At 32.5% G+C, this 20,543-nt stretch carries 25 protein-coding genes and 3 pseudogenes; 26 read left to right on the forward strand and 2 right to left on the reverse strand.

What is annotated here, in order from left to right:
* Nucleotide 1: 1 nt before the first annotated feature.
* From C7U54_RS03675 to C7U54_RS03690, 4 genes are read left to right on the forward strand one after another with little or no spacing between them, the layout of a single operon-like run.
* Entirely contained in the window at nucleotides 2-673 is a 672-nt protein-coding gene (locus tag C7U54_RS03675) for a response regulator transcription factor (protein ID WP_396135295.1), read from the forward strand.
* On the forward strand, nucleotides 673-1,716 hold the full coding sequence (locus C7U54_RS03680; RefSeq protein ID WP_107029354.1) for a HAMP domain-containing sensor histidine kinase: 1,044 nt from the start codon (nucleotides 673-675) through the stop codon (nucleotides 1,714-1,716). Before C7U54_RS03675 ends, C7U54_RS03680 begins: the two co-directional genes overlap by 1 nt.
* A gap of 32 nt (nucleotides 1,717-1,748) precedes the next feature.
* A complete protein-coding gene (locus C7U54_RS03685) occupies nucleotides 1,749-2,795 on the forward strand; it encodes an FUSC family protein (protein WP_107029355.1) in 1,047 nt (348 codons plus the stop codon).
* Nucleotides 2,796-2,801: 6 nt separating this feature from the next.
* Nucleotides 2,802-3,374: a CDP-alcohol phosphatidyltransferase family protein gene (locus C7U54_RS03690; RefSeq protein ID WP_005335451.1), complete on the forward strand. Its 573-nt coding sequence runs from the start codon at nucleotides 2,802-2,804 to the stop codon at nucleotides 3,372-3,374.
* A 177-nt stretch (nucleotides 3,375-3,551) separates the two neighbouring features.
* Here C7U54_RS03690 and C7U54_RS03695 read toward each other — a convergent pair whose 3' ends face one another.
* A complete protein-coding gene (locus tag C7U54_RS03695; protein ID WP_107029356.1) occupies nucleotides 3,552-4,016 on the reverse strand; it encodes an ImmA/IrrE family metallo-endopeptidase in 465 nt (154 codons plus the stop codon).
* Nucleotides 4,017-4,208: 192 nt separating this feature from the next.
* Between C7U54_RS03695 and C7U54_RS14675 the strand changes: the two genes are divergently transcribed.
* From C7U54_RS14675 to C7U54_RS03730, 7 genes and pseudogenes are all read left to right on the forward strand, one after another.
* Nucleotides 4,209-4,352 carry a hypothetical protein gene (locus tag C7U54_RS14675; RefSeq protein WP_162297484.1) on the forward strand — a complete coding sequence of 48 codons (144 nt, stop codon included), beginning with the start codon at nucleotides 4,209-4,211 and terminating at the stop codon, nucleotides 4,350-4,352.
* A gap of 46 nt (nucleotides 4,353-4,398) precedes the next feature.
* Nucleotides 4,399-4,743: pseudogene (locus tag C7U54_RS15495) on the forward strand (GNAT family N-acetyltransferase); the annotation flags it as partial.
* 324 nt (nucleotides 4,744-5,067) lie between these two features.
* Nucleotides 5,068-5,748, forward strand: a pseudogene (locus tag C7U54_RS03705) (class I SAM-dependent methyltransferase); the annotation flags it as partial.
* A 59-nt stretch (nucleotides 5,749-5,807) separates the two neighbouring features.
* On the forward strand, nucleotides 5,808-6,317 hold the full coding sequence (locus C7U54_RS03710; RefSeq protein WP_107029357.1) for a GNAT family N-acetyltransferase: 510 nt from the start codon (nucleotides 5,808-5,810) through the stop codon (nucleotides 6,315-6,317).
* Nucleotides 6,318-6,697: 380 nt separating this feature from the next.
* Nucleotides 6,698-7,192 (forward strand): HD domain-containing protein, encoded by a 495-nt coding sequence (locus tag C7U54_RS03720; RefSeq protein WP_008981870.1) that lies wholly within the window; start codon nucleotides 6,698-6,700, stop codon nucleotides 7,190-7,192.
* 83 nt (nucleotides 7,193-7,275) lie between these two features.
* A pseudogene (locus tag C7U54_RS03725) lies at nucleotides 7,276-7,497 on the forward strand (GNAT family N-acetyltransferase); the annotation flags it as partial.
* A gap of 48 nt (nucleotides 7,498-7,545) precedes the next feature.
* Nucleotides 7,546-7,743 (forward strand): DUF6019 family protein, encoded by a 198-nt coding sequence (locus C7U54_RS03730; RefSeq protein WP_004613229.1) that lies wholly within the window; start codon nucleotides 7,546-7,548, stop codon nucleotides 7,741-7,743.
* Between the two features lie 205 nt (nucleotides 7,744-7,948).
* Here C7U54_RS03730 and C7U54_RS03735 read toward each other — a convergent pair whose 3' ends face one another.
* Nucleotides 7,949-8,617, reverse strand: coding sequence for an aldo/keto reductase (locus tag C7U54_RS03735; protein WP_227359133.1), 669 nt, complete (start codon nucleotides 8,615-8,617; stop codon nucleotides 7,949-7,951).
* Nucleotides 8,618-8,789: 172 nt separating this feature from the next.
* Here C7U54_RS03735 and C7U54_RS03740 point away from each other — a divergent pair, with 172 nt between their 5' ends.
* The 15 genes from C7U54_RS03740 to C7U54_RS03795 all read left to right on the forward strand — a co-directional run bounded on the left by C7U54_RS03740 (nucleotide 8,790) and on the right by C7U54_RS03795 (nucleotide 20,523).
* A complete protein-coding gene (locus C7U54_RS03740) occupies nucleotides 8,790-9,659 on the forward strand; it encodes a DUF362 domain-containing protein (RefSeq protein WP_022001578.1) in 870 nt (289 codons plus the stop codon).
* 139 nt (nucleotides 9,660-9,798) lie between these two features.
* Complete coding sequence (locus C7U54_RS03745; protein ID WP_107029358.1) at nucleotides 9,799-10,923, forward strand: aldo/keto reductase; 1,125 nt, start codon at nucleotides 9,799-9,801, stop codon at nucleotides 10,921-10,923.
* 272 nt (nucleotides 10,924-11,195) lie between these two features.
* Nucleotides 11,196-11,333: a hypothetical protein gene (locus C7U54_RS14550; protein WP_155522445.1), complete on the forward strand. Its 138-nt coding sequence runs from the start codon at nucleotides 11,196-11,198 to the stop codon at nucleotides 11,331-11,333.
* A gap of 48 nt (nucleotides 11,334-11,381) precedes the next feature.
* Nucleotides 11,382-11,537, forward strand: coding sequence for a hypothetical protein (locus C7U54_RS14555; RefSeq protein ID WP_155522446.1), 156 nt, complete (start codon nucleotides 11,382-11,384; stop codon nucleotides 11,535-11,537).
* 288 nt (nucleotides 11,538-11,825) lie between these two features.
* Nucleotides 11,826-12,233 carry a DUF3842 family protein gene (locus tag C7U54_RS03750; protein WP_022001580.1) on the forward strand — a complete coding sequence of 136 codons (408 nt, stop codon included), beginning with the start codon at nucleotides 11,826-11,828 and terminating at the stop codon, nucleotides 12,231-12,233.
* A 152-nt stretch (nucleotides 12,234-12,385) separates the two neighbouring features.
* Entirely contained in the window at nucleotides 12,386-13,189 is an 804-nt protein-coding gene (gene larE, locus C7U54_RS03755) for an ATP-dependent sacrificial sulfur transferase LarE (RefSeq protein WP_107029359.1), read from the forward strand.
* Nucleotides 13,152-13,898, forward strand: coding sequence for a nickel pincer cofactor biosynthesis protein LarB (gene larB, locus C7U54_RS03760; RefSeq protein ID WP_227359135.1), 747 nt, complete (start codon nucleotides 13,152-13,154; stop codon nucleotides 13,896-13,898). Before larE ends, larB begins: the two co-directional genes overlap by 38 nt.
* Entirely contained in the window at nucleotides 13,898-14,692 is a 795-nt protein-coding gene (gene larC, locus C7U54_RS15500) for a nickel pincer cofactor biosynthesis protein LarC (protein WP_256186556.1), read from the forward strand. Before larB ends, larC begins: the two co-directional genes overlap by 1 nt.
* A gap of 2 nt (nucleotides 14,693-14,694) precedes the next feature.
* Nucleotides 14,695-15,093: a nickel pincer cofactor biosynthesis protein LarC2 gene (larC2, locus tag C7U54_RS15505; RefSeq protein WP_022001584.1), complete on the forward strand. Its 399-nt coding sequence runs from the start codon at nucleotides 14,695-14,697 to the stop codon at nucleotides 15,091-15,093.
* Nucleotides 15,094-15,103: 10 nt separating this feature from the next.
* Nucleotides 15,104-15,811, forward strand: coding sequence for a class I SAM-dependent methyltransferase (locus C7U54_RS03770; RefSeq protein WP_146137616.1), 708 nt, complete (start codon nucleotides 15,104-15,106; stop codon nucleotides 15,809-15,811).
* Entirely contained in the window at nucleotides 15,811-16,749 is a 939-nt protein-coding gene (locus C7U54_RS03775) for an ABC transporter permease (RefSeq protein WP_022001586.1), read from the forward strand. Before C7U54_RS03770 ends, C7U54_RS03775 begins: the two co-directional genes overlap by 1 nt.
* Entirely contained in the window at nucleotides 16,727-17,539 is an 813-nt protein-coding gene (locus C7U54_RS03780; RefSeq protein WP_022001587.1) for an ABC transporter permease, read from the forward strand. The genes C7U54_RS03775 and C7U54_RS03780 overlap by 23 nt, the downstream gene beginning before the upstream one ends.
* Nucleotides 17,536-19,053, forward strand: coding sequence for an ABC transporter substrate-binding protein (locus tag C7U54_RS03785; protein WP_107029362.1), 1,518 nt, complete (start codon nucleotides 17,536-17,538; stop codon nucleotides 19,051-19,053). Before C7U54_RS03780 ends, C7U54_RS03785 begins: the two co-directional genes overlap by 4 nt.
* A complete protein-coding gene (locus tag C7U54_RS03790; RefSeq protein ID WP_022001589.1) occupies nucleotides 19,050-19,781 on the forward strand; it encodes an ABC transporter ATP-binding protein in 732 nt (243 codons plus the stop codon). The genes C7U54_RS03785 and C7U54_RS03790 overlap by 4 nt, the downstream gene beginning before the upstream one ends.
* Nucleotides 19,782-19,794: 13 nt before the next feature.
* Nucleotides 19,795-20,523, forward strand: coding sequence for an ABC transporter ATP-binding protein (locus tag C7U54_RS03795; protein WP_158560045.1), 729 nt, complete (start codon nucleotides 19,795-19,797; stop codon nucleotides 20,521-20,523).
* Nucleotides 20,524-20,543 lie beyond the last annotated feature (20 nt).

The raw sequence follows: 20,543 nt of genomic DNA on the forward strand, positions 1-20,543 counted from the left end.
CGTGTTTCAAATATTGATTGTAGAAGATGATAAAGAATTAAGCCAGCTATTCCAAAAAGTGCTTGAGAAGAATGGATATCAAGTCAAAAGTGCATCGGATGGAGTACAGGCATTAGAAGTATTGGATAAGGAATATATTGATCTGATCATTTCTGATATTATGATGCCGGTTATGGATGGCTATGAACTGGTGTCAGAACTTCGTTCAGCAGGATATCAGATACCAGTGCTTATGATCACTGCGAAAGGTTCCTTTGATGATATGCGTCAGGGATTTTTTTCGGGAAGTGATGATTATATGGTAAAACCGGTAAATGTGAATGAAATGGTTTTAAGAGTCGGAGCACTGCTTCGCCGTGCACAGATATTGAGTGAACACAAAATTGTGATCGGTTCAACAGAGTTTGATTATGATGCAATGACGGTTACAACTGATAAGGAAAGTCTTGTTTTACCTAAAAAACAATTCCTGCTTTTATATAAGCTTGCAGCTTCGCCAGGCAGAACATTTACAAAACAACAGTTGATGGATGAAGTATGGGGATACGAGACGGAGGCAGACCCACATACAATAGAGGTACATATAGGAAGACTCAGAGAGCGTTTTAAAGATAACCCGGATTTTGAAATCGTAACAATGCGTGGAATTGGATACAAGGTGGTGAAAAAATAATGGAACAAAAGAAAAAAAAAGGATTGCGGATCCGATCCTGTCTGACTGGTGCAATCTGGCTGGCACTTGTATTTTCAACAGTCATATCTGCTTTATTATTTGTTTTTTTGAATCATTTTTTTAATCTGCCGGGCAGCATACCTGTGCTTGGCTGGCTTTTGATTTTCAATACATTGATTGCAGGGCTGATCACTTCCTTTATCAATGCAAAGTTACTGGAACCAATTGCCAGACTTAGTAAAGCAGTGAAGGAAGTTTCTCAGGGAGATTTTGAACAGCATTTGGAAACGAACAGCCGTATAGCAGAAGTTGGAGAATCTTATCAAAGTTTTAACGTTATGACAAAAGAACTTCGTGCAACAGAGGTGCTGCAGATGGATTTTGTATCTAATGTTTCTCATGAGTTTAAGACCCCGATTAATGCCATTGAAGGATATACAATGCTGCTTCAGGGAGAAGAACTGTCTCCGGATCAAGAGGAATATGTAGAAAAAATCTTATTTAACACCCAAAGACTTTCCGGATTGGTTGGTAATATTTTGCTGTTATCCAAGTTAGAGAATCAGAATATACCAATGAAAAAAACAGAATATCGTCTGGATGAACAGATCCGTCAGGCATTTCTTTCATTGGAAACAAAATGGACAGAAAAAGAAATTGGTTTTCAGGTAGAATTGGAGGAAGTTAAATATACTGGGAATGAAGGACTTTTTATGCATATCTGGATAAATCTTTTGGATAATGCGATTAAGTTCAGCCCTTCAAAGGGGACAATTACGATGTTTCTGAAACAAGAACAGGATTTTGTTAAGTTCATTCTGGAAGATGAAGGACCAGGAATAGAGGATGATGTAAAATCCAGAATATTTGACAAGTTCTATCAGGTAGATGGATCTCATAAAGCAGAAGGAAATGGCCTAGGTCTTGCACTTGTAAAACGGATTGTAGATAGTGCCGGAGGAACAATCAAAGCAGAAAACCGTGAATATGGTGGATGCAGATTTGTTATAGAGCTGCCAAAGCAGAAAGATGAGATTATATAGTTTTAAGATAAATTAGAAGATGGGAGATTTATATGACATTTTATCAGGAGTTGCAGTTAAATCAGGCGGGTTCTAAAAACCTGTTGAAAAAGAGTGAAACACTAAAAGAAAAATTATATCATATGTGGGTATATCTGGTGAAGATAGCTGTTACAATGGCATTTTGTTTTTTCTTTGTTAGTATTTTCAGCATCCTATTTGGAAATGAGAACAGCATTGTAGGTGTAGTAGTCTTATTATATCTCATGGTGTTTAGAAATGCGGATCTGGGGATCCACACCGGACAATCTACGATGCTTTTGGCTTTGTTCTTTGTAATTATGACTGTATGTCCGCATTTAGCAAATCAGTTTTCACCGGTATTGGGAATGCTGTTAAATATTGCGGCACTGGCTGTGTTGATTCTGTTCGGATGCCATAATCCATTCATGTTTAATCAATCTACATTGGTTCTTGGGTATCTGCTGCTATATGGTTATGATGTTACGGGAAAAAGCTATCAGATGCGATTAACCGGAATGGCTTTAGGTGCAGCACTTACCTGCTTTGTATTTTATCGAAATCATAAAAACAGAACTTATAAAAGAAATCTGAAAGATCTGATACAAGAATTTGATATCACTTCTTCCAGAACAAAATGGCAGATATGTCAGATTTTATGCGTACCGATTGTCCTTTGCATTGCAGAACTTTGTAATATGCCACGTGCAATGTGGGCTGGTATTGCGGCCATGTCCGTAATTTTGCCGTTTATGGAAGATATGCACTACAGAGTCCGTAAAAGGATTGTCGGAAATATTTCAGGTGTTATATGTTTTACAGTATTATATTTTCTGCTTCCTTCGTCAATCTATGCATATATAGGAATCCTTGGCGGAATTGGTGTAGGACTTTCTGCAAAATATGGCTGGCAGGCAGTATTTAACACATTTGGTGCTTTGGCCATTGCTACAGAGAGTTATGGACTACAAGGAGCGGTTAGTCTTAGAGTGATTCAAAATGTTTTTGGTGTTGTGTTTGCTTTAGCATTTTGTGTTATATTTTATTGGTTTATGTCTAAAAAAAGGAAAGTGAGGTGACCGTACATGCAGAGTGAAGTGAATCAGGAAGAAAATTTGAATAGAATTATTACGGTTCCTAATCTTCTTTCTTTTTTTCGGCTTTGTCTGATTCCGGTAATTATATGGAGTTATTGTGTAAAGAAAAATCCTCTGTTAGCTGGTGAAATCTTATTGCTGTCTGGTCTTACGGATCTTGCTGATGGATATATCGCAAGAAGATTCCATAGGATTAGTAATTTAGGAAAAATACTTGATCCGGTGGCTGATAAGCTGACACAGGCAGCGATGTTAATCTGTCTGTTTACTCGTTTTCCGCATGTGCTTCTTTTAATCGTAATAATGGCAGGTAAGGAGCTGTATATGGTAGTCAGTGGATGTCTTGTGATACGAAAGACAGGAAAAGTACATGGTGCAGACTGGCATGGAAAGATAGTAACCTTTTTATTATATGGAACTGCAGCGGTGCATATTATATGGTTCCACATTACACCGATGGTATCAGATCTGTTGATTGGTTTGTGCGCTATAATGATGGTCATATCGGTCGCTCTGTATATTATCCAGAATACCAGGACTCTTAAGGGAGAGACTGTATAAGCAATTTTATATTGCAATGACTAGAAAAATATTTAGGAGAAGATAGATATAAACAGTAAGTCAAACACACAAACTATGGAGTATTTAGTCGGTTTAATAAAATTTTAGATAGAAAATAAATCATTATAAAAAGATCCTGTTCATACTATGATATATAGAATAGGATCTTCATTTACTTTATTTCGCCAGGAAATTGCTCTGAATCTCCATCGGCATATGATAAGCCTGGCCTCGTTTTGTCAGGCTGTATAATTTAAAGCTCATTAGTTCCGGAGTCGCATTCAATGAACTGCAGAGTCCGAAATAATCCAGGTCCTCGTTCTGAACCATATCTTCGATTTCCTCATCTTCAATCAGCAGATCGGCAGCAAACAGATTGGCCTGGTATTCTGTATTATCCGTCATATTGTAGAGTGTATCATCTTGCATCGGAGCCATTTTCAGCTGGGAACGATGCAGGATGATGCGCCCTAATTCATGGGCGGCAACGATCATCTTCTCTTCTTCTGAAGGGAAACTGCTGATCATGACATAGACCGTCTTACAGCTCATAAAACAGTATCCTTTCAGTGTCTTATCTGTAAGACGTAATCCTATAAAATGTCTGTGATTTAGTTCTTTATCTTTGTTTTCTGTTCTCATATTCCTCCTTTCGCTGTGACTATTCCTCCCACCGGGAGTCCACGTATTTTAGTATCGGCTGTCCCTTCCGATATTAGAAATAGTGCTGTGAACACCTTTAGGTGGAACCAACAGACAAGTGAAACGTCTGTTATGAAGAGAGTATGGGGAGATCCCCATCAAGATAAAACCCATAGGTTGACGGGAGGCTAAATGGCAATACCGTTAAACATGGGTGGATCTTGCTCTGTATGTGTACCCCTCTATATAACGAAACGCTCAGAGGCTGTTTTACAGTGGGGGAAAAGAAAAAATATCAAAAAAATGATGATTAATGGTGAGCTTGTGATAGAATAGAAAAAAGAGAAAAGCATAAAGGATGTAGTTGTGGAGAATTTTTGTTATGATTAGAAAGTTGCCGAACGGAGATATCGATAGAGTCGCTGACATATGGTTAAAGACAAATCTGAAAGCACATTATTTTATTTCCAATCAATACTGGAAAAGTAATTATGAATTAGTGAAAGAAATGATGTTACAATCCGAAGTCTATGTGTTTGAAGTGGATAAAATGATACAAGGAGTTGTAGGACTAAATGATGAATATATCGAAGGTATTTTTATCTCTGATGAAATGCAGTCATGTGGCATAGGGAAGCTTTTATTGGATTATATTAAGGATAAAAAAGAAAGATTACAATTAAATGTATACCAGAAGAATGCCAGAGCAATTTCTTTTTACCAAAGAGAAGGGTTCATTATTGAAGGTGAAGGTTTGGATGAAGCCACTGGTGAAAAAGAATACACCATGCTATGGAAACAAAATAGAAATCGGAATTTTTATAAAGAGCTGATCCAAAAAGCAGGCGCTGAAACGGAACTTGTCTATATGAAAGCCAGTAAGGAGCTTTTGAAAAAAAGACTATATAAAAGAAATCAGGTCTTAAATGCCAATTCGCCGTTTGTGATAACAGATGAAATATTGGAACATCATTATCACGCATTTCAGGAGCCATGGGGCGAAGGAGAAAAAGTAATTTTGCAGAAAGGGGATATTATGCAGTATTCAAAGGAAGAAAGTAAAGCAATCTGGAATCAAAACGCTGAATTTTGGGATTGTGCAATGGGGGATGAATCAAATGATTTTCACAGAGAAGTTGTCCGCCCCAAAGTAACAGAGCTTCTAAATCCTGATTCAACAGACTATATTTTAGATATTGCCTGTGGAAATGGAAATTATTCTGCATATCTTGCAGAAAAAGCTGTCTCTGTTTTGGCTTTTGATTATAGTGAGAAAATGGTGGAACTGGCAAAAAAGCGCCAAAAACGGTATGCTGATCACATTGAGTTTTGTGTAGCAGACGCCACGAATGAAACAAGTCTGATGGCATTAAAAAGAAATAAGCCGTTTACAAAAGCAGTCTCCAATATGGCGATCATGGATATTACCAATATTAAGCCGCTTTTTACCTCTGTTTATAAATTGCTTGAGGATAACGGAGTATTTGTATTTGCGACACAGCACCCCTGTTTTGTAACGCTTACAGAAAAATATATGACGCCGCACAGCTATTACGATATTGCGATTGAAGGACAGCCGCAAAAACAATGTTATTATCATCGTTCTTTACAGGATATTTTTAATCTGTGTTTTGATACCGGATTTGTCATAGACGGATTTTACGAAGAATGCTATTTTAATAAAGAAATCCCGGATATTATCATTGTCAGAGCCATAAAAATTGAGAGGTAGATAGTAGATTTGCCATTTCCTGTAATTGTAAAAAGCTTAAAACTATGTAGGTATCTATTTTGATTATAAGACAAGAAAGACCAGAAGATTATGATACGGTATATCATGTTGTAAAAGAAGCATTTGAAAATGCTGAATATACAGATGGAAATGAACAGAACTTAGTTGCTGCGTTAAGAAAAAGCAAATCGTTTATTCCGGAACTTTCTCTTGTTGCTGTCGAGGGCGAAAAAATTGTAGGACATATTCTTTTTACAAAAGCAGTTGTTCAAGGGGTTGAGGTTCTTGCGCTTGCCCCTCTTTCTGTATTACCCGATTATCAGAACAGGGGAATCGGATTATCTTTGATGAAAGAAGGACACAGTATAGCACATAAATTGGGATATGAATATTCAGTTGTTTTGGGACATTCCAAATACTATCCAAAGGCAGGATATATTCCGGCAAGTGTGTGTGGAATAAAAGCGCCATTTGAAGTTGACGATGAAAGTTTTATGGCACTTAATCTTAACGGAAGTCAAAACAAATTAAATGGAGTTATTGAGTACGACAAGGCTTTTGGGATATGATGTAAAAAATTAGAAGTTGGGAAGGTAAAACATAGATCCTGTTTTTACTGCCTATGGAACACAAGACTGGCATTATAACGAAAAAGGAGAAATACTGCATTTTCCGGTGGATAATTATTATTATGAGGGCAAACGGACAGCTGTGTTTTTGGAAGAAAAGGTTACAAAATATCATAGAACACTGACCACATATCTAAATACACTGCTTTCAAATGGTTTTATAATAAATCATATTGTGGAGCCACAGCCGCCGGAATACATGATGGATATTCCGGGGATGCAGGATGAAATGCGCCGTCCCATGATGCTGATTGTATCGGCGAACAAAAAAGTGGATAGATAGAACTAAAACACCTATAAGGTATAAATGGAGGTAATTTATGTTTAAAGAAAAAATTATTATAGAGATGAAAGAAGTATTCAAAGAAATTCCTTTTGGCATAGAGCATACTCTCAAAGTTTTGAAAAATGCAGAAGATATAATGAAAGGAGAAAATATCGGAGAGGAAGAAAAAGAATTCATCAGTATTATTGCTATACTACATGATATTGGTGCGGTTGAAGCACAAAAAAAATACGGTTCTATTGATGGTGTCTATCAAGAAAAGGAAGGACCAGAAGTAGCGAAAGAAATATTAAAAAAGGTAGGCTATAACAAAAATATTGATAGAATATGCTTTATAATAGGCAACCATCATACTCCATCTAAAATTGATGGACTTGATTTTCAAATACAATGGGAAGCTGATTTGCTTGAAAATTTAACGGTTATGGATAAAGAAAAAGAACAGGAAAAGATAAAAAAGTGTATAGATGAAAACTTTAAAACAAACACAGGAAAAAGGATAGCTTATAATCGCTTTATTTTAGATTAGTAGTAGATTATTACAGTTATGTATTTTATATCGCAAAGAAAAAATAGTAGTTAAGTTTAACCCTAGGGTTAAATGATGAATATGTTGAGGGCATTTTTGTTTCTGGTGAAATGCAATCGCAGGGTCTAGGTAAAATTCTGCTGAATTATGCAAAGGATAAAAGGAATAAGTTGTACTTGAACGTATACCAAAAGAACGCACGTGCAATATCTTTTTATAAGAGAGAAGAATTTGAGATTCAGCATAGTGGCTTAGATGAGGCTACCGGAGAAAAAGATTATGTAATGACATGGCAACACAAATAGAAATTCCAGTTTTTGAAACTGAGGAATTTGAATTTGGAGGATTGAATTATGTGGAATGAATTAGGCATAAGCGGAGGAACCGCAATTGTTATTTTGATAGCACTATATTTTGTCATTAAGTGGGCTGTGAAGAATGGTGTGAAAGAAGCATATAAGGATATTACCGGAAAGAAACCTGTTGAAGATGAAAAAAATGAAAAAGAGCTAGAAGGACTGGTAAATGATTCACAAGACGCAAAAATTTAATATGAAATCTGAACGTAGAGCGTATAGAGAAATCTGTTACTTGTTTAACAGCTTCTTGTTCTTTTAAAGATAATGGTTGAAAATCTTTCATAAAACTTAAGTTATCTTTCATTTGATTCATATCACTCATTCCCGATAAAACCATCATCATACCATCAAATCCAACCGCAAAGCGTAAAGCATAACTTGCATAAGACATTGTTCCTCATTTATCATAAACAACTTTTTCTTCTTTTGGAAGATTTACAAGGTTACCACCTTTAACAGGTTCCATTACAATAACAGGTTTATTGTGTTTACGACATACTTCATAACATGCCTTTCTTTGGATGGCAGGATCTTCATAATCAACATAATTAAATTGAATTTGAACTACTTCAATATCAGGATTTTCAGTTAGAATCATGTCTAAAACATCAGCGTTATCATGAAAGGAAATTTCAAAGTGTTTAATTTTTCCTTCTTCTTTTAATTTACTTGCTTCATCATAAGCGTGTAATTTTTTATATTTTGCATAGATTTCATCGCTTTGAGCATACATTAAATAAAAATCAAAATAATCAACACCACAAGCTTCTAATTGACTTTCAAATAAAGGAAAAATTTCTTCTTGTTTATTGAAATGATGTGTTGAAAGTTTGTTTGTAAGAATATACTGATTTCTAGGATAACGTGAAGTTAAACATTCTTTTAAGGCAATTTCACTTTTTCCTCCTAAATAACCATGGGCTGTATCAAAATAATTAAATCCTTGTTGGATAAAGTAATCAACCATTTTTGAAGTTAATTCATAATCGACTTCTTCACTATTCATTGGAAGTCGCATGCAGCCAAAACCAAAATTTTTCTTTACTTCGTTAAAATATGTATTCATTTTTCCTTTCTCCTTTAACGACTATTAAAAAGAAAGATAACTGAAGAAACAATCTTTTCTTAATAGATGTAATAAGTAAAACTTATTAAAGGAATATTTAAAAATATGAAAATAATTCTTGCTCCTAAAGTGGACTTTAGGTTTATAGTGAAATAGAGATAGGAGGATTTTTATGAAATCAAAAGTATATTTTACAAAAACAATAACACCGGAAAAAGTTTTAGAAATGTATGAAGTTTTAGGTAAAGAATTAAAAGGTAATATTGCAGTAAAACTTCATTCAGGGGAAGAAGGAAATCAAAACTTTTTAAAACCTGATTTTTGGAGACCAATTATTGATAAGTTAAATGGAACAGTTGTTGAATGTAATACGGCTTATGAAGGGTCTAGAAATACAACAGAAAAACATTTAAAGACTATTGAAAAACATGGATGGTCTAAATATTTTAATGTTGATTTAATGGATGCTGAAGGTCCTGATATGGTTTTAGATATTCCTGAAGGAAAAGTGATTCAAAAAAACTATGTGGGAAAAGATATGGTTAAATATGATGGAATGATTGTTTTATCTCATTTTAAAGGACATCCTATGGGTGGTTATGGTGGTGCTTTAAAACAACTTTCAATTGGTTGTGCATCATCTTATGGAAAAGCGTATATCCATGGAGCTGGTGAACCTGAAAAAATTTGGACAGCAGAGCATGATTTATTTTTAGAATCGATGGCCGATGCGGCTAAATCAGTTCATAAATATTTTAAAGATAATATTGTTTATATCAATGTGATGAAAAATATGTCTGTTGACTGTGATTGTTGTGCAGTGGCAGAAGATCCATGTATGGATGATATTGGTATTTTAATTTCTACTGATCCAATAGCAATCGATCAAGCATGTATTGATCTTGTTTATGCTTCAAATGATAAAGGAAGAGATCATTTGATTGAAAGAATTGAATCACGTAATGGTGTTCATACCATTGAAGCAGCAGCAAAACTTGGTTATGGTTCAAGAGAATATGAACTTATTGAAATTGATGATTAATCTGTTCCATGCTTAAAAGACATAGTGCGCTATTTAAAAGAGGTATTTGCCTCAACTATGCAAGAATGATAAAATAATAAAAGGTAAGAATACTTACTTGAAGGCTAATTTAAGGAAAATAAATAGGAGGAAAAAGGAAATGAGTCAAAAGAAATTAGGTTTTGGTTTAATGCGTTTACCATCGTTAGATCCAAATGATGCTTCAAAAATTGATATTGAACAAACCAAAAAGATGGTTGATACATTTATTGAAAGAGGTTTTACATATTTTGATACAGCATGGATGTATTGTGGATTTAATAGCGAAAATGCGACTAAAGAAGCATTAGTTTCACGTTATCCAAGAGATGCTTATACACTTGCTACAAAATTACATTCAGGGTTTATTAAAACAAAAGAAGATCGTGATCGTATTTTTAATGAACAATGTGCAAAAACAGGTGTTGATTATTTTGATTACTATTTATTACATGATATCAATACCCATAGTATTGAAGTTTATAATGAATTAGATTGCTTTAACTGGATACAAGATAAAAAAGCAAAAGGTTTAGTTAAAACTATTGGTTTTTCTTATCATGATGGTCCTGAATTGCTTGATCAAGTTTTAACAGAACACCCAGAATTTGAATTTGTACAACTACAAATCAACTATCTTGATTGGGACAGTGTTGGCGTTCAATCAAGAAAATGTTATGAAGTAGCTACAAAACATCATAAACCTGTTATCGTTATGGAACCTGTAAAAGGTGGAACACTTGCGAAAGTACCAGAAGAAGTTGAAAAGATGTTTAAAGAATATCATCCGGATATGTCAATTCCTTCTTGGGCTATTCGTTTTGCAGCAAGTCAAGAAAACGTTATGATGGTTTTAAGTGGTATGTCTAATATGGAACAATTAGAAGATAACTTAGGTTATATGGAAAATTTTAAACCATTAAATGAAGAAGAATATGCTTTAATTAAAAAAGCGGTTACTGCCATTAATTCAACAATTACTGTCCCATGTACAGGATGTGCTTATTGTGTTGATGGTTGTCCTATGAATATTGCCATTCCAAAATACTTCTCATTATATAATGCAGATTTACAAGAAGTAGAAGAAAAAGGATGGACACCACAAGGAGAATACTACAACAACTTAACAAAAACATTTGGTAAAGCCAGTGACTGTGTTGAATGTGGTCAATGCGAAGGCGTATGTCCACAACATTTATCAATTATTCAATATTTAAAAGATGTTGCAGGTCATTTTGAAAAATAACGGAATATAGAAAATTGCTACATAGAAATGAAGAAATAAATATTATTAGTTTAGGGGTAGGTTCTTTAGAATAAGTAAGTCAAGAAGTAATCAAATTTACTTACAAATTCATTTTAGTGTTGAATATTCATCAGAAGAGTACGGTTGGACAACGAATTTAAAACCTATTATGGTGCTTTAGATTATATATTAGATTAAAAAAAGCAATTATTTATCATATTGATTTATCATCACATTCGCTAAAACTTGTTCATCAAGTTTTAGATATTGACATGTTTAGTATTGATTCAACTTATGATTTGAAGTTTGAAGACTTCGCCATTGATGAACGTATGGATTTATATCGTTGTCTTAAAAAAGAAGGCGTAGGTATTACTGTAATGAAAGCCTTTTGTGGAGGAAAACTTTGAGAAGAAGATGAGTCACCATTTCATTAAGCCTTGACAGAAACTCAATATATGCAGTATGCTTTAGATAAACTGTCTATTTTAACAGTTTTGCCAGGAATTAGAAATGATGATTTAACACGTATTCTTCATTATTTAGAAGTATCTGATGTAGAAAAAGATTATTCAATTTTAAAAATATTTCCAATATTAGAAAATTGTAATTAATTTGTTTATTATAAACATTGTCATCCTTGTTCAAAAGGGTTAGACACTACCTTGATTAATAATATTATGATCTTGCTCGTTTAAAAGATGAACTTGCTACAGATCATTATCATCATTTAGCTTTAAAAGCAAGTGATTGTATTGTTTGTCACCATTGTGATAAACGATGTCCATTTCATGTTCAACAGAGTAAACATATGCAAGAAATTACTGATTATTCTCATAAATAAGATATAGAGATACGAAATCGAAAATAAACAAGAAGTTTATTATATATCAGGAGGGAAAATGGAAATTGTTGTTATTGATGGACAAGGTGGCGGAATTGGAAAAAATATTATACAAGTTTTAAAAGAAAAGCATCCAGAATATACCATCATTGGTGTTGGAACCAATAGTATGGCAACAACACAGCTAAAAAAGGGTGGTGCTGATATTATTGCAACGGGGGAAAATGCTGTTGTTTATAATGTTAAACATGCCTCTATTGTTGTTGGTCCGATTGGAGTTGCTTTTGCAAATTCAATGTATGGTGAAATTACACCAGCTATGGCAAAAGCTATTGGAGAAAGTGAAGCGCGTAAATATTTTATTCCTGTTTCTAAATGCAGTGCTCAAGTCGTAGGTGTTGCATCAAAATCAATATCTGAATATATTGATGACCTTGTTGTTATGATTGAAAAATTAGAAAAATAGAGGATATCGTATACATGAAGTATCGATTATAGTTGAAACTATAAACTACTTATGTATACGATATTTTTTTGAGTAAAATAATAAATATAACTTTTTTCAATGTTAAATGAAGCCTTTAAGTAGAAGTCATAGAGGAGTTTAGGGAGATTTATATGAATAAATTAGAATTATTACAAGAAGAATTAAGAAATTATGGAAAAGTTGCGATTGCTTATAGTGGGGGTGTTGATTCCAACTTTTTATTCCATGTAGCTCTTGAAACATTAGGAAAAGAAAATGTTTTACCTGTTTTATGTCGAGGAGCAATGATGTCAAAAGAAGACATTGAAGGTGCTCTTGAACAATTAAAAGATTCAAATCATGTGGTTTTATCAGTCAATCCATTAGACGTAGAAGCTTTTCATTTTAATCATAAAGATCGTTGTTTTCATTGTAAAAGAAGCATTATGTCAAAAGTTATTGCCGTTGCTAAAGAACATGACTTTGCTTATGTTTTAGATGGGAAAAATAAAGATGATGAAAAAGTGTATCGACCAGGATTAAAAGCTTGTGAAGAATTAGGTATTATTTCACCTCTAGCGAACAATGATTTAGCAAAACAAGAAATTAGAGATTATTCTAAACAGCTTGGTATTGTTACTTATAATAAACCATCCAATGCCTGTCTGGCTTCTCGTTTTGACTACAATACAGAGCTTACTTTAGAAAAATTAAAACTTGTTGAAACAGGTGAAAAATATTTACATGATTTAGGAATGCTTCATGTACGTTTAAGAGTACATGGAGATGTGGCACGTCTTGAAGTTGAACCACAAGATTTTATGAAAATCATTGAAAATAAAGAATTGATTCAAAATATTAAAAATCTTGGATTTAGATTTGTAACACTTGATTTAGAAGGAATTAGAAGTGGAGGTTATGATATTGAAAACACTAGAAATTCTACAAAAGGTTAAAAATAATGAACTAACAATTGAACAAGCTCAAAAACTGATTGAACAACCCTTAGATTATGCAACGATTGATTATAATCGAAAAAAAAGAACAGGAAATAATGAAGTAATCTATGGTGCTGGTAAAACCAAAGAACAAATTATTGGGATTGTAAAAAATATGTTAGACCATGATATCCATTCTATTTTAATTACACGTGTCGACCAAGAAAAAAGTGAAGCTATCTTAAAAGAATTTCCACAAATGATTTATGATTCTTTATCGCACATTTGTTATATCGATGAAGATCAAAAAGAAATCAATAAAGGAAAAATTGTTGTTGTTTGTGCGGGAACATCAGACTTGCCAGTTGCTCGTGAAGCTATGCTTACAGCTCAATTTTTAGGTAACGAAGTTGAACTTGTCAGTGATGTGGGTGTTGCCGGTATTCATCGTTTGTTTCATCGTTTAGATATCATTCAAAGTGCAAATGTTTTAGTTGTATGTGCAGGAATGGAAGGGGCCCTTGCTTCCGTTGTTGGAGGACTTGTGGATAAACCAGTTATTGCTGTACCGACATCCATTGGTTATGGTGCTAATTTTGAAGGATTATCAGCTCTTCTTGCGATGCTTAATAGCTGTGCGAGTGGGGTTAGTGTTGTTAATATTGATAATGGATTTGGGGCAGGATTTATGGCTCATACCATTAATTGTTTAGGAGGAAAGAAATAGTGAAAGTATTATATTTTGATTGTAGTAGTGGAATTAGTGGAAATATGACTTTAGGAGCGTTATCTGAATTGATTGATGACCCTCATTATTTAGTTAATGAATTAAAAAAATTAAATGTAGATGGGTATCATATCCATATTTCTAAAGAAAAGAAAAATGGGATTACAGGAACTTATGTTGATGTTCATTTAGAACACGAACATCATCATGAACATGAGCATGAACACTTACATCATGAACACGCTCATCACCATCATCATGAACATCGTAATTTATTCGATGTTAATAAAATTATTGATGAAAGTGAAATTGACGAAAAAGCAAAAGATTTGGCTAAACGTATCTTTTTAAGAGTTGCCAAAGCTGAAAGCAAAGTTCATAATGAAACATTAGAAAATGTTCATTTTCATGAAGTAGGAGCCATTGACTCTATTGTTGATATTATTGGAACAGCGATTTTATTATGTAAAATTAATCCGGATGTTATTTATAGTAGTGTCGTTAATGATGGTTATGGATTTATTGAATGTGCTCATGGAATGATTTCTGTCCCTGTACCTGCAACATCTGAAATCTTTGCAGCAAGTAATGCTATCACTCGACAAATTGATGTAGATACAGAACTTGTTACACCAACAGGTGCTGCAATCATCGCAGAAATTGCGAGTGAATTTACTACAATGCCTGCTATGAATGTTCAAAAAGTAGGTTGGGGAACGGGTACAAAAGATTTGGTAATTCCAAATGTTTTAAAAGTATCCCTTGGAGAAATTAAAAAAAAAACGAAATTATAGTCATGGAAACCAACATTGATGATTGTAGTGGAGAAATGCTAGGTTTTGTAATGGAACAGCTTTTAGATCAGGGAGCTTTAGATGTTTTCTTTACTTCTATCTTTATGAAAAAAAATAGACCAGCTTATCGCTTGACGGTCGTTTGTAATGAAGAAAAGATGGGTCTCTTACAAAAAGTGATTTTTACGCAAACAACAACTATTGGTATTCGGTATCGTAAGGAACAAAGAACTGTTTTAAAAAGACAAATTAAAGAAATCGAAACACCTCTTGGAAAACTTCAAGTAAAAGAAGTAGAAATTGATGGTGAAAAAAGATGTTATCCAGAATATGAAAGTGCTAAAAAATTAGCGTTAAAACATCAATGTTCTTTACAGGAAATATATCATCTTGTTAAATAAAGGAGAATTTATGACAAGTCAGTTAAATAAAATTGCAGATTATTGGAATCAACGTTCTTTTGGTTATTCTTTGGATAACCAAGAAGAACTTTTACATGATCAAGAAAAATGGATAGAATTAATAAATCGTTATCTAAAAATAAATAAAGGAATGAAAGTGTTAGATTTAGGGTGTGGCCCAGGATTTTTTTCTGTTATGCTTACAAATTATGGATGTCAAGTTATCGGTATTGATTACAGTGACAAAATGTTGGAGGAAGCAAGAAATAATGCAGGTAAATTTAAAGCGAATGTCGAATTTCAAAAAATGGATGTTCAAAATTTAGCTTTTCAGGATGAAACTTTTGATTTGGTTATCACACGTAATGTGACATGGAATTTAGAAAAGCCAGTACAAGCTTATAAGGAAATATTGAGAGTCTTGAAAAATAAAGGGCATCTTTTAAATGTTGATGGTAATCATTATTATCACTATCAAGATCGAGATTATAATAGGTCAGGGCATAGTGATCATCAACATATGGAAGGAATTGATGTTTCTATTATTGATAATATTGCTAAAGAATTAAAGTTATCTTATGTTTTACGACCTCAATATGATATAAAAATTCTAAAGGAAATCGGTTTTCAACAAATTGAAAGTGAAATACTTTCAAAAGAAAAAACAAAGGAAGGAAAAGAATTGATTCGTCAATTCTTAATACATGCGATTAAATAATGAAAAGAATTTTATCATTATTTTCAGTTCTTTTCTTGGTGACACTTGTTACCTTTATTATGACAAATTTGGCACCAAGTGATAGTGCTGAAATGTATTATTTATCTAAAGGAATTACACCTAGCGAGGAAGTTTTAAATGAAACACGACATGAAATGGGTCTCGATAAAAATATTGTTGTTCGCTATGTTGACTGGTTGAATGATTTTGTTCATGGTGATTTAGGTTATTCTTATCATTATGGACAAGATGTGAATCAACAAATGTTATCAAAGTTACCAAATACTTTAAAATTAGCGATGTTTTCATTTGTTGTTGTTTTAGCTTTTTCGATTCCTTTAGGAATTTATAGTGCTACTCATCGTCATAGTTTGATTAATTCTATTTTAAAAAATATCTCTTTTTTAGGTTTATCTTTACCTAATTTTTGGTTAGCGCTTCTTTTAATTCTGCTTTTTTCAGTAAAGATTCAATTGTTTCCTGTTATTAGTGGAAGTAGTTTAAAAGGTCTTGTTTTACCTGTTTGTTGTTTAAGTTTTCCGCTGATTTGTTCTTATACAAGAATGATTCAAAATGCTATTTTAGAACAATTAAATCAAGATTATATTATTGGACTCAAAGCAAGAGGAATGAAACAATCAGAAATTTTATTAAAGCATGTTTTACCTCATGTTTTTACGACACTTTCTTCTTTATTAGGTCTTTCTATTGGACATTTACTTGGTGGAACGGCAATTATTGAAACGATTTTTTCATATCAAGGTTTAGGTAACATGGTTGTAGAAGCTATTCGTTATCGTGATTATCCAATTATTCAAGCTTATGCAATTTATATGGCATTGATCTATGTTTTTGTTAATCTATTTGTTGATATTTTTCAACAAGTATTAAATCCACGATTAAGGAGGCGTTTCAATGAAAAGAAAGTTAAAAATTGAGATTGGTCTTGCTGTTTTATTATTACTTATTGCTCTATTTGGTTCTTTTTTAGCGCCTTATGATCCTTTAAAAGTTAATTATGATTTCTCTTTACAACCACCAAGTTTCTTACATATTTTTGGTACAGATAAATTAGGAAGAGATGTTTTTAGTCGTATTCTTTGTGGTGCAAAAACTTCTTTTGGTTTGACTTTTTTGATGTTGTTTTTAATTGTTTTTATTGGAATGATTGTTGGCTTAATTGCAGGCTTGTCTAATGATAAAGTTGAATCTTTTTTTAATAATATAATTAATGGATTACTTGCTTTTCCTGATACGATTTTTGCCATTGCAATAGTAGGAATCGTCGGGGCAGGTCTCTTTAATACAGTATTTGCTTTAGCACTTATTTGGTGGACAAAATATGCAAGATTGACTCTTGCTCTTGTCAAACAAGAAAAGAAAAAGAATTATTTAGTGATATCTAAAATGTCGGGTGTCCCACCACTGCAAAGAATCATTCGTTATCTATTACCTAATATTTTATCACAAATACTTGTAACAGCTTTTTTAGATATTGGAAATATGATGATTTCACTTGCAGGTTTAAGCTTTTTAGGACTTGCTAGTCAGCCACCACAACCTGAATGGGGAGCGATGCTTTATGAAAGTAAACAATTTATGCAAGTGGCTCCTTGGATGATGTTTTTTCCAGGGCTTGTTTTATTTATTTGTGTGCTTATTTTTAATTTATTATCAGAAGATATAAGGGATTATTTAGATCCTAAACATTATGAGGAGAAGTTATGAAGAAAATAAAATTATTACTTTGTTTATTTATGTTAACAACTTTATGTGGATGTTCTAATTCAAACAAAAATGAATCAAGTAAAACACTTAATGCTGCTATGTTTTGGATTTCAACATCTTTAGATCCTACAAATAATTATGATGGTTGGGTTTTAAGTCGTATTGGGGTAGGAGAAACATTGTTAAAACTTAATGAAAAATATGAAGTGGAACCATATCTTGCAAAATCCTATGAACAAATTGATGATACAACTTGGAAATTGACTTTAAAAGATTCTATTACTTTTTCAAATGGTAAAAAAGTAACAGGAGAAAATGTCAAATCATGTTTAGAAAGAGCTTTTGAAAAAAATACAAGAGCGATTGATTATTTTGATTTAAATCATGTTGAAGCAAAGGGGCAAGATATTTATCTTTATTTAAATAAATCAAGTGGGGCAATCTTAAATAATCTTTGTGAACCACTCTTTACTATTTATGATGCAAGTCAAAGTGAAGAAGATATTGCGAGTCATCCAATTTGTACCGGCCCTTTTGTGGTGGATGATTTTGTTTCAGAAAAAACAATCGATACAAGCAAAAATAAAAAATATTACGATGGTAAAGCAAAACTTGATCATGTTCATTTTAGTCAAGTGGCAGATTCTGATGCACGTGTTTTAGCGTTACAATCGGGTGAAGTTGATCTTGCTAATACGATTGATTATTCAAGTTTAAAATTATTTAGAAATAATAAAGATTATCAGGTTTTAGAAGTTTTAGGGCCACGTACAAATGTTATTTATATGAATAATGAAACAACATTTTTAAGTGATTTAACGATTAGAAAAGCTTTATCTTATAGTGTAAATCGTAAAAGTATTGTTAAATTGATTGGGGGAAAAGAAGCAACTGGTCTTTATTCAAGTGCATTACCTTATGGAGATGTTTCTAATGGCTATAGTCTTAATTTAAAAGAAGCCAATCGTCTTTTAGATGAAGCGGGCTATGTTGATACGAATAATGATGGTATCAGAGAAAAAGATGGACAAGAAATCATTTTAAATTATTATGAAAGCGCGGATCATGGTTCAGCAGATGCAAATATTATTGCGCAATCTATGCAAAGTGAAGCAAAAAAGATTGGTATTAAAATTAAACTTAATCAAGTTGAAAATGTGAATGATATTAAAGCAGCAGGAACTTTTGATTTATGTTCGGCTAATGATTCAAGTGCACCTACAGGTGATCCAGAAATCTTTATTCAACAACGTTATTTATCAACGGGTTCAAGTAATACAGGACGTTATAAAAACTCAAATCTTGATAATTTGATTCAACAATTTTCCACAACTTATGATTTAAAACAAAGACAACAACTTGCTATTCAAGCAAGTGAAATGATTTTAGATGATGCTGCCAATATTTATGTTTCTTATGTTCCTTTAAATACGGTAACTTCTTCTAAGGTCAAAGGAGCTATTTGCCATCCGGTTGATTATTATATGATTACAAAGGATATTGATCTTAAATGAGTATATTAAATTATCAAAATTTAACATTGACTTATAATGAACAAGAAATTTTACATCATATAGATTTAATGATTCCTAAAAATCAAATTACAGTTATTGTCGGTCAAAGTGGTAGTGGGAAATCAACATTACTTAAAGCAACAATGGGATTGTTAAGTGATGATGCAAAAATTATAGAGGGTAAAATTTTATTTGAAGAAGATAATTTATTAGAAAAGGATTTAGATTGTTATAGAGGGAAAAAAATAGGCATGATTTTTCAAAATCCTTTAACTTATTTTGATGATTATCAAAATATTGAAGAACATTTCTATGAAAGTTTACATACTCATTTTAAATATTCTAAAAAACAGTCAAGAGAAATAGCTATTCATTATTTAAAACAAATGGGGCTAGAAAAAACTATTTTAAACAAGTATCCTTTTGAATTATCAGGAGGAATGGCTCAAAGAGTGATGATTGCTTTAGTATTATGTTTACAACCTTCACTTGTTTTGGCTGATGAACCGACAAGCAGTTTAGATGTCGTTATTCAAAAACAAATTTTAGATTATCTTTTAAATTTAAAAAAACAAACAACTTTTGTGTTTGTAACACATAATATTCAAGTAGCACGTTATATTGCAGATCAAATAGTTGTTATTAAAGATGGAATGATTGTAGAAAAAGGAAATGTAGAGACTCTTTTTAATGCTCCTAAGCATCCCTATACAAAGTCACTATTATGAAAGGAAAAGAATAATGCGTTTATTTGAAGCTAAAGATCTTACAAAAAAATACGATAAGACTGTTTTAAATCATCTTGATTTTAGCATTGATGAAGGTGAAGTTGTTGGTATTATTGGTGTTAGTGGATGTGGAAAAAGTACCCTTGCAAGACTTGTTTCAGGTATTGAAAAACCTTCTTCAGGTTCTTTATTATATCAAGGAAAAACAGTTGATTTTAAAAAGAGTCGTAAAGATATACAACTTATTCTTCAAAATCCAATTGAAAGCTTTTCGCCACGAATGAAAATCAAACAGTTTCTTTATGAACCTTATCATTATTTTTATCATTTAAATAAAAAAGAAGCGATGACTGCTATTAAAAAGATATTAGAACAAGTAGGTATGGATGAGACTTGTTTGGGAAAATATCCTCATGAATTAAGTGGAGGACAGTTACAAAGAATATCAATTGCTAGAGCATTGATTATACAACCCCAATTACTTATTTGTGATGAAATTACCAGCAGTCTCGATCAAGTGATTCAAAGAGATATTATCGAATTATTAAAACAATGTGTTTATAAATATCATATGGCTATTCTTTTCGTTAGTCATGATCTCTCATTGGTTCATGAGTTTTGCCATCAGGTTCTTGTTTTAAATGATGGAAAAATCATAGAAAAAGGAACAATACAACAATTATATAAAAGTGAAAATGAAGTTGTACAAAACTTATTAAAAGCAGCTTATTTAAATGGTTAGGATATTTTGAAATATCCTTT

The organism is Faecalibacillus intestinalis (assembly GCF_003024685.1).
GTDB classification, from domain to species: Bacteria; Bacillota_I; Bacilli_A; order Erysipelotrichales; family Coprobacillaceae; genus Faecalibacillus; species Faecalibacillus intestinalis.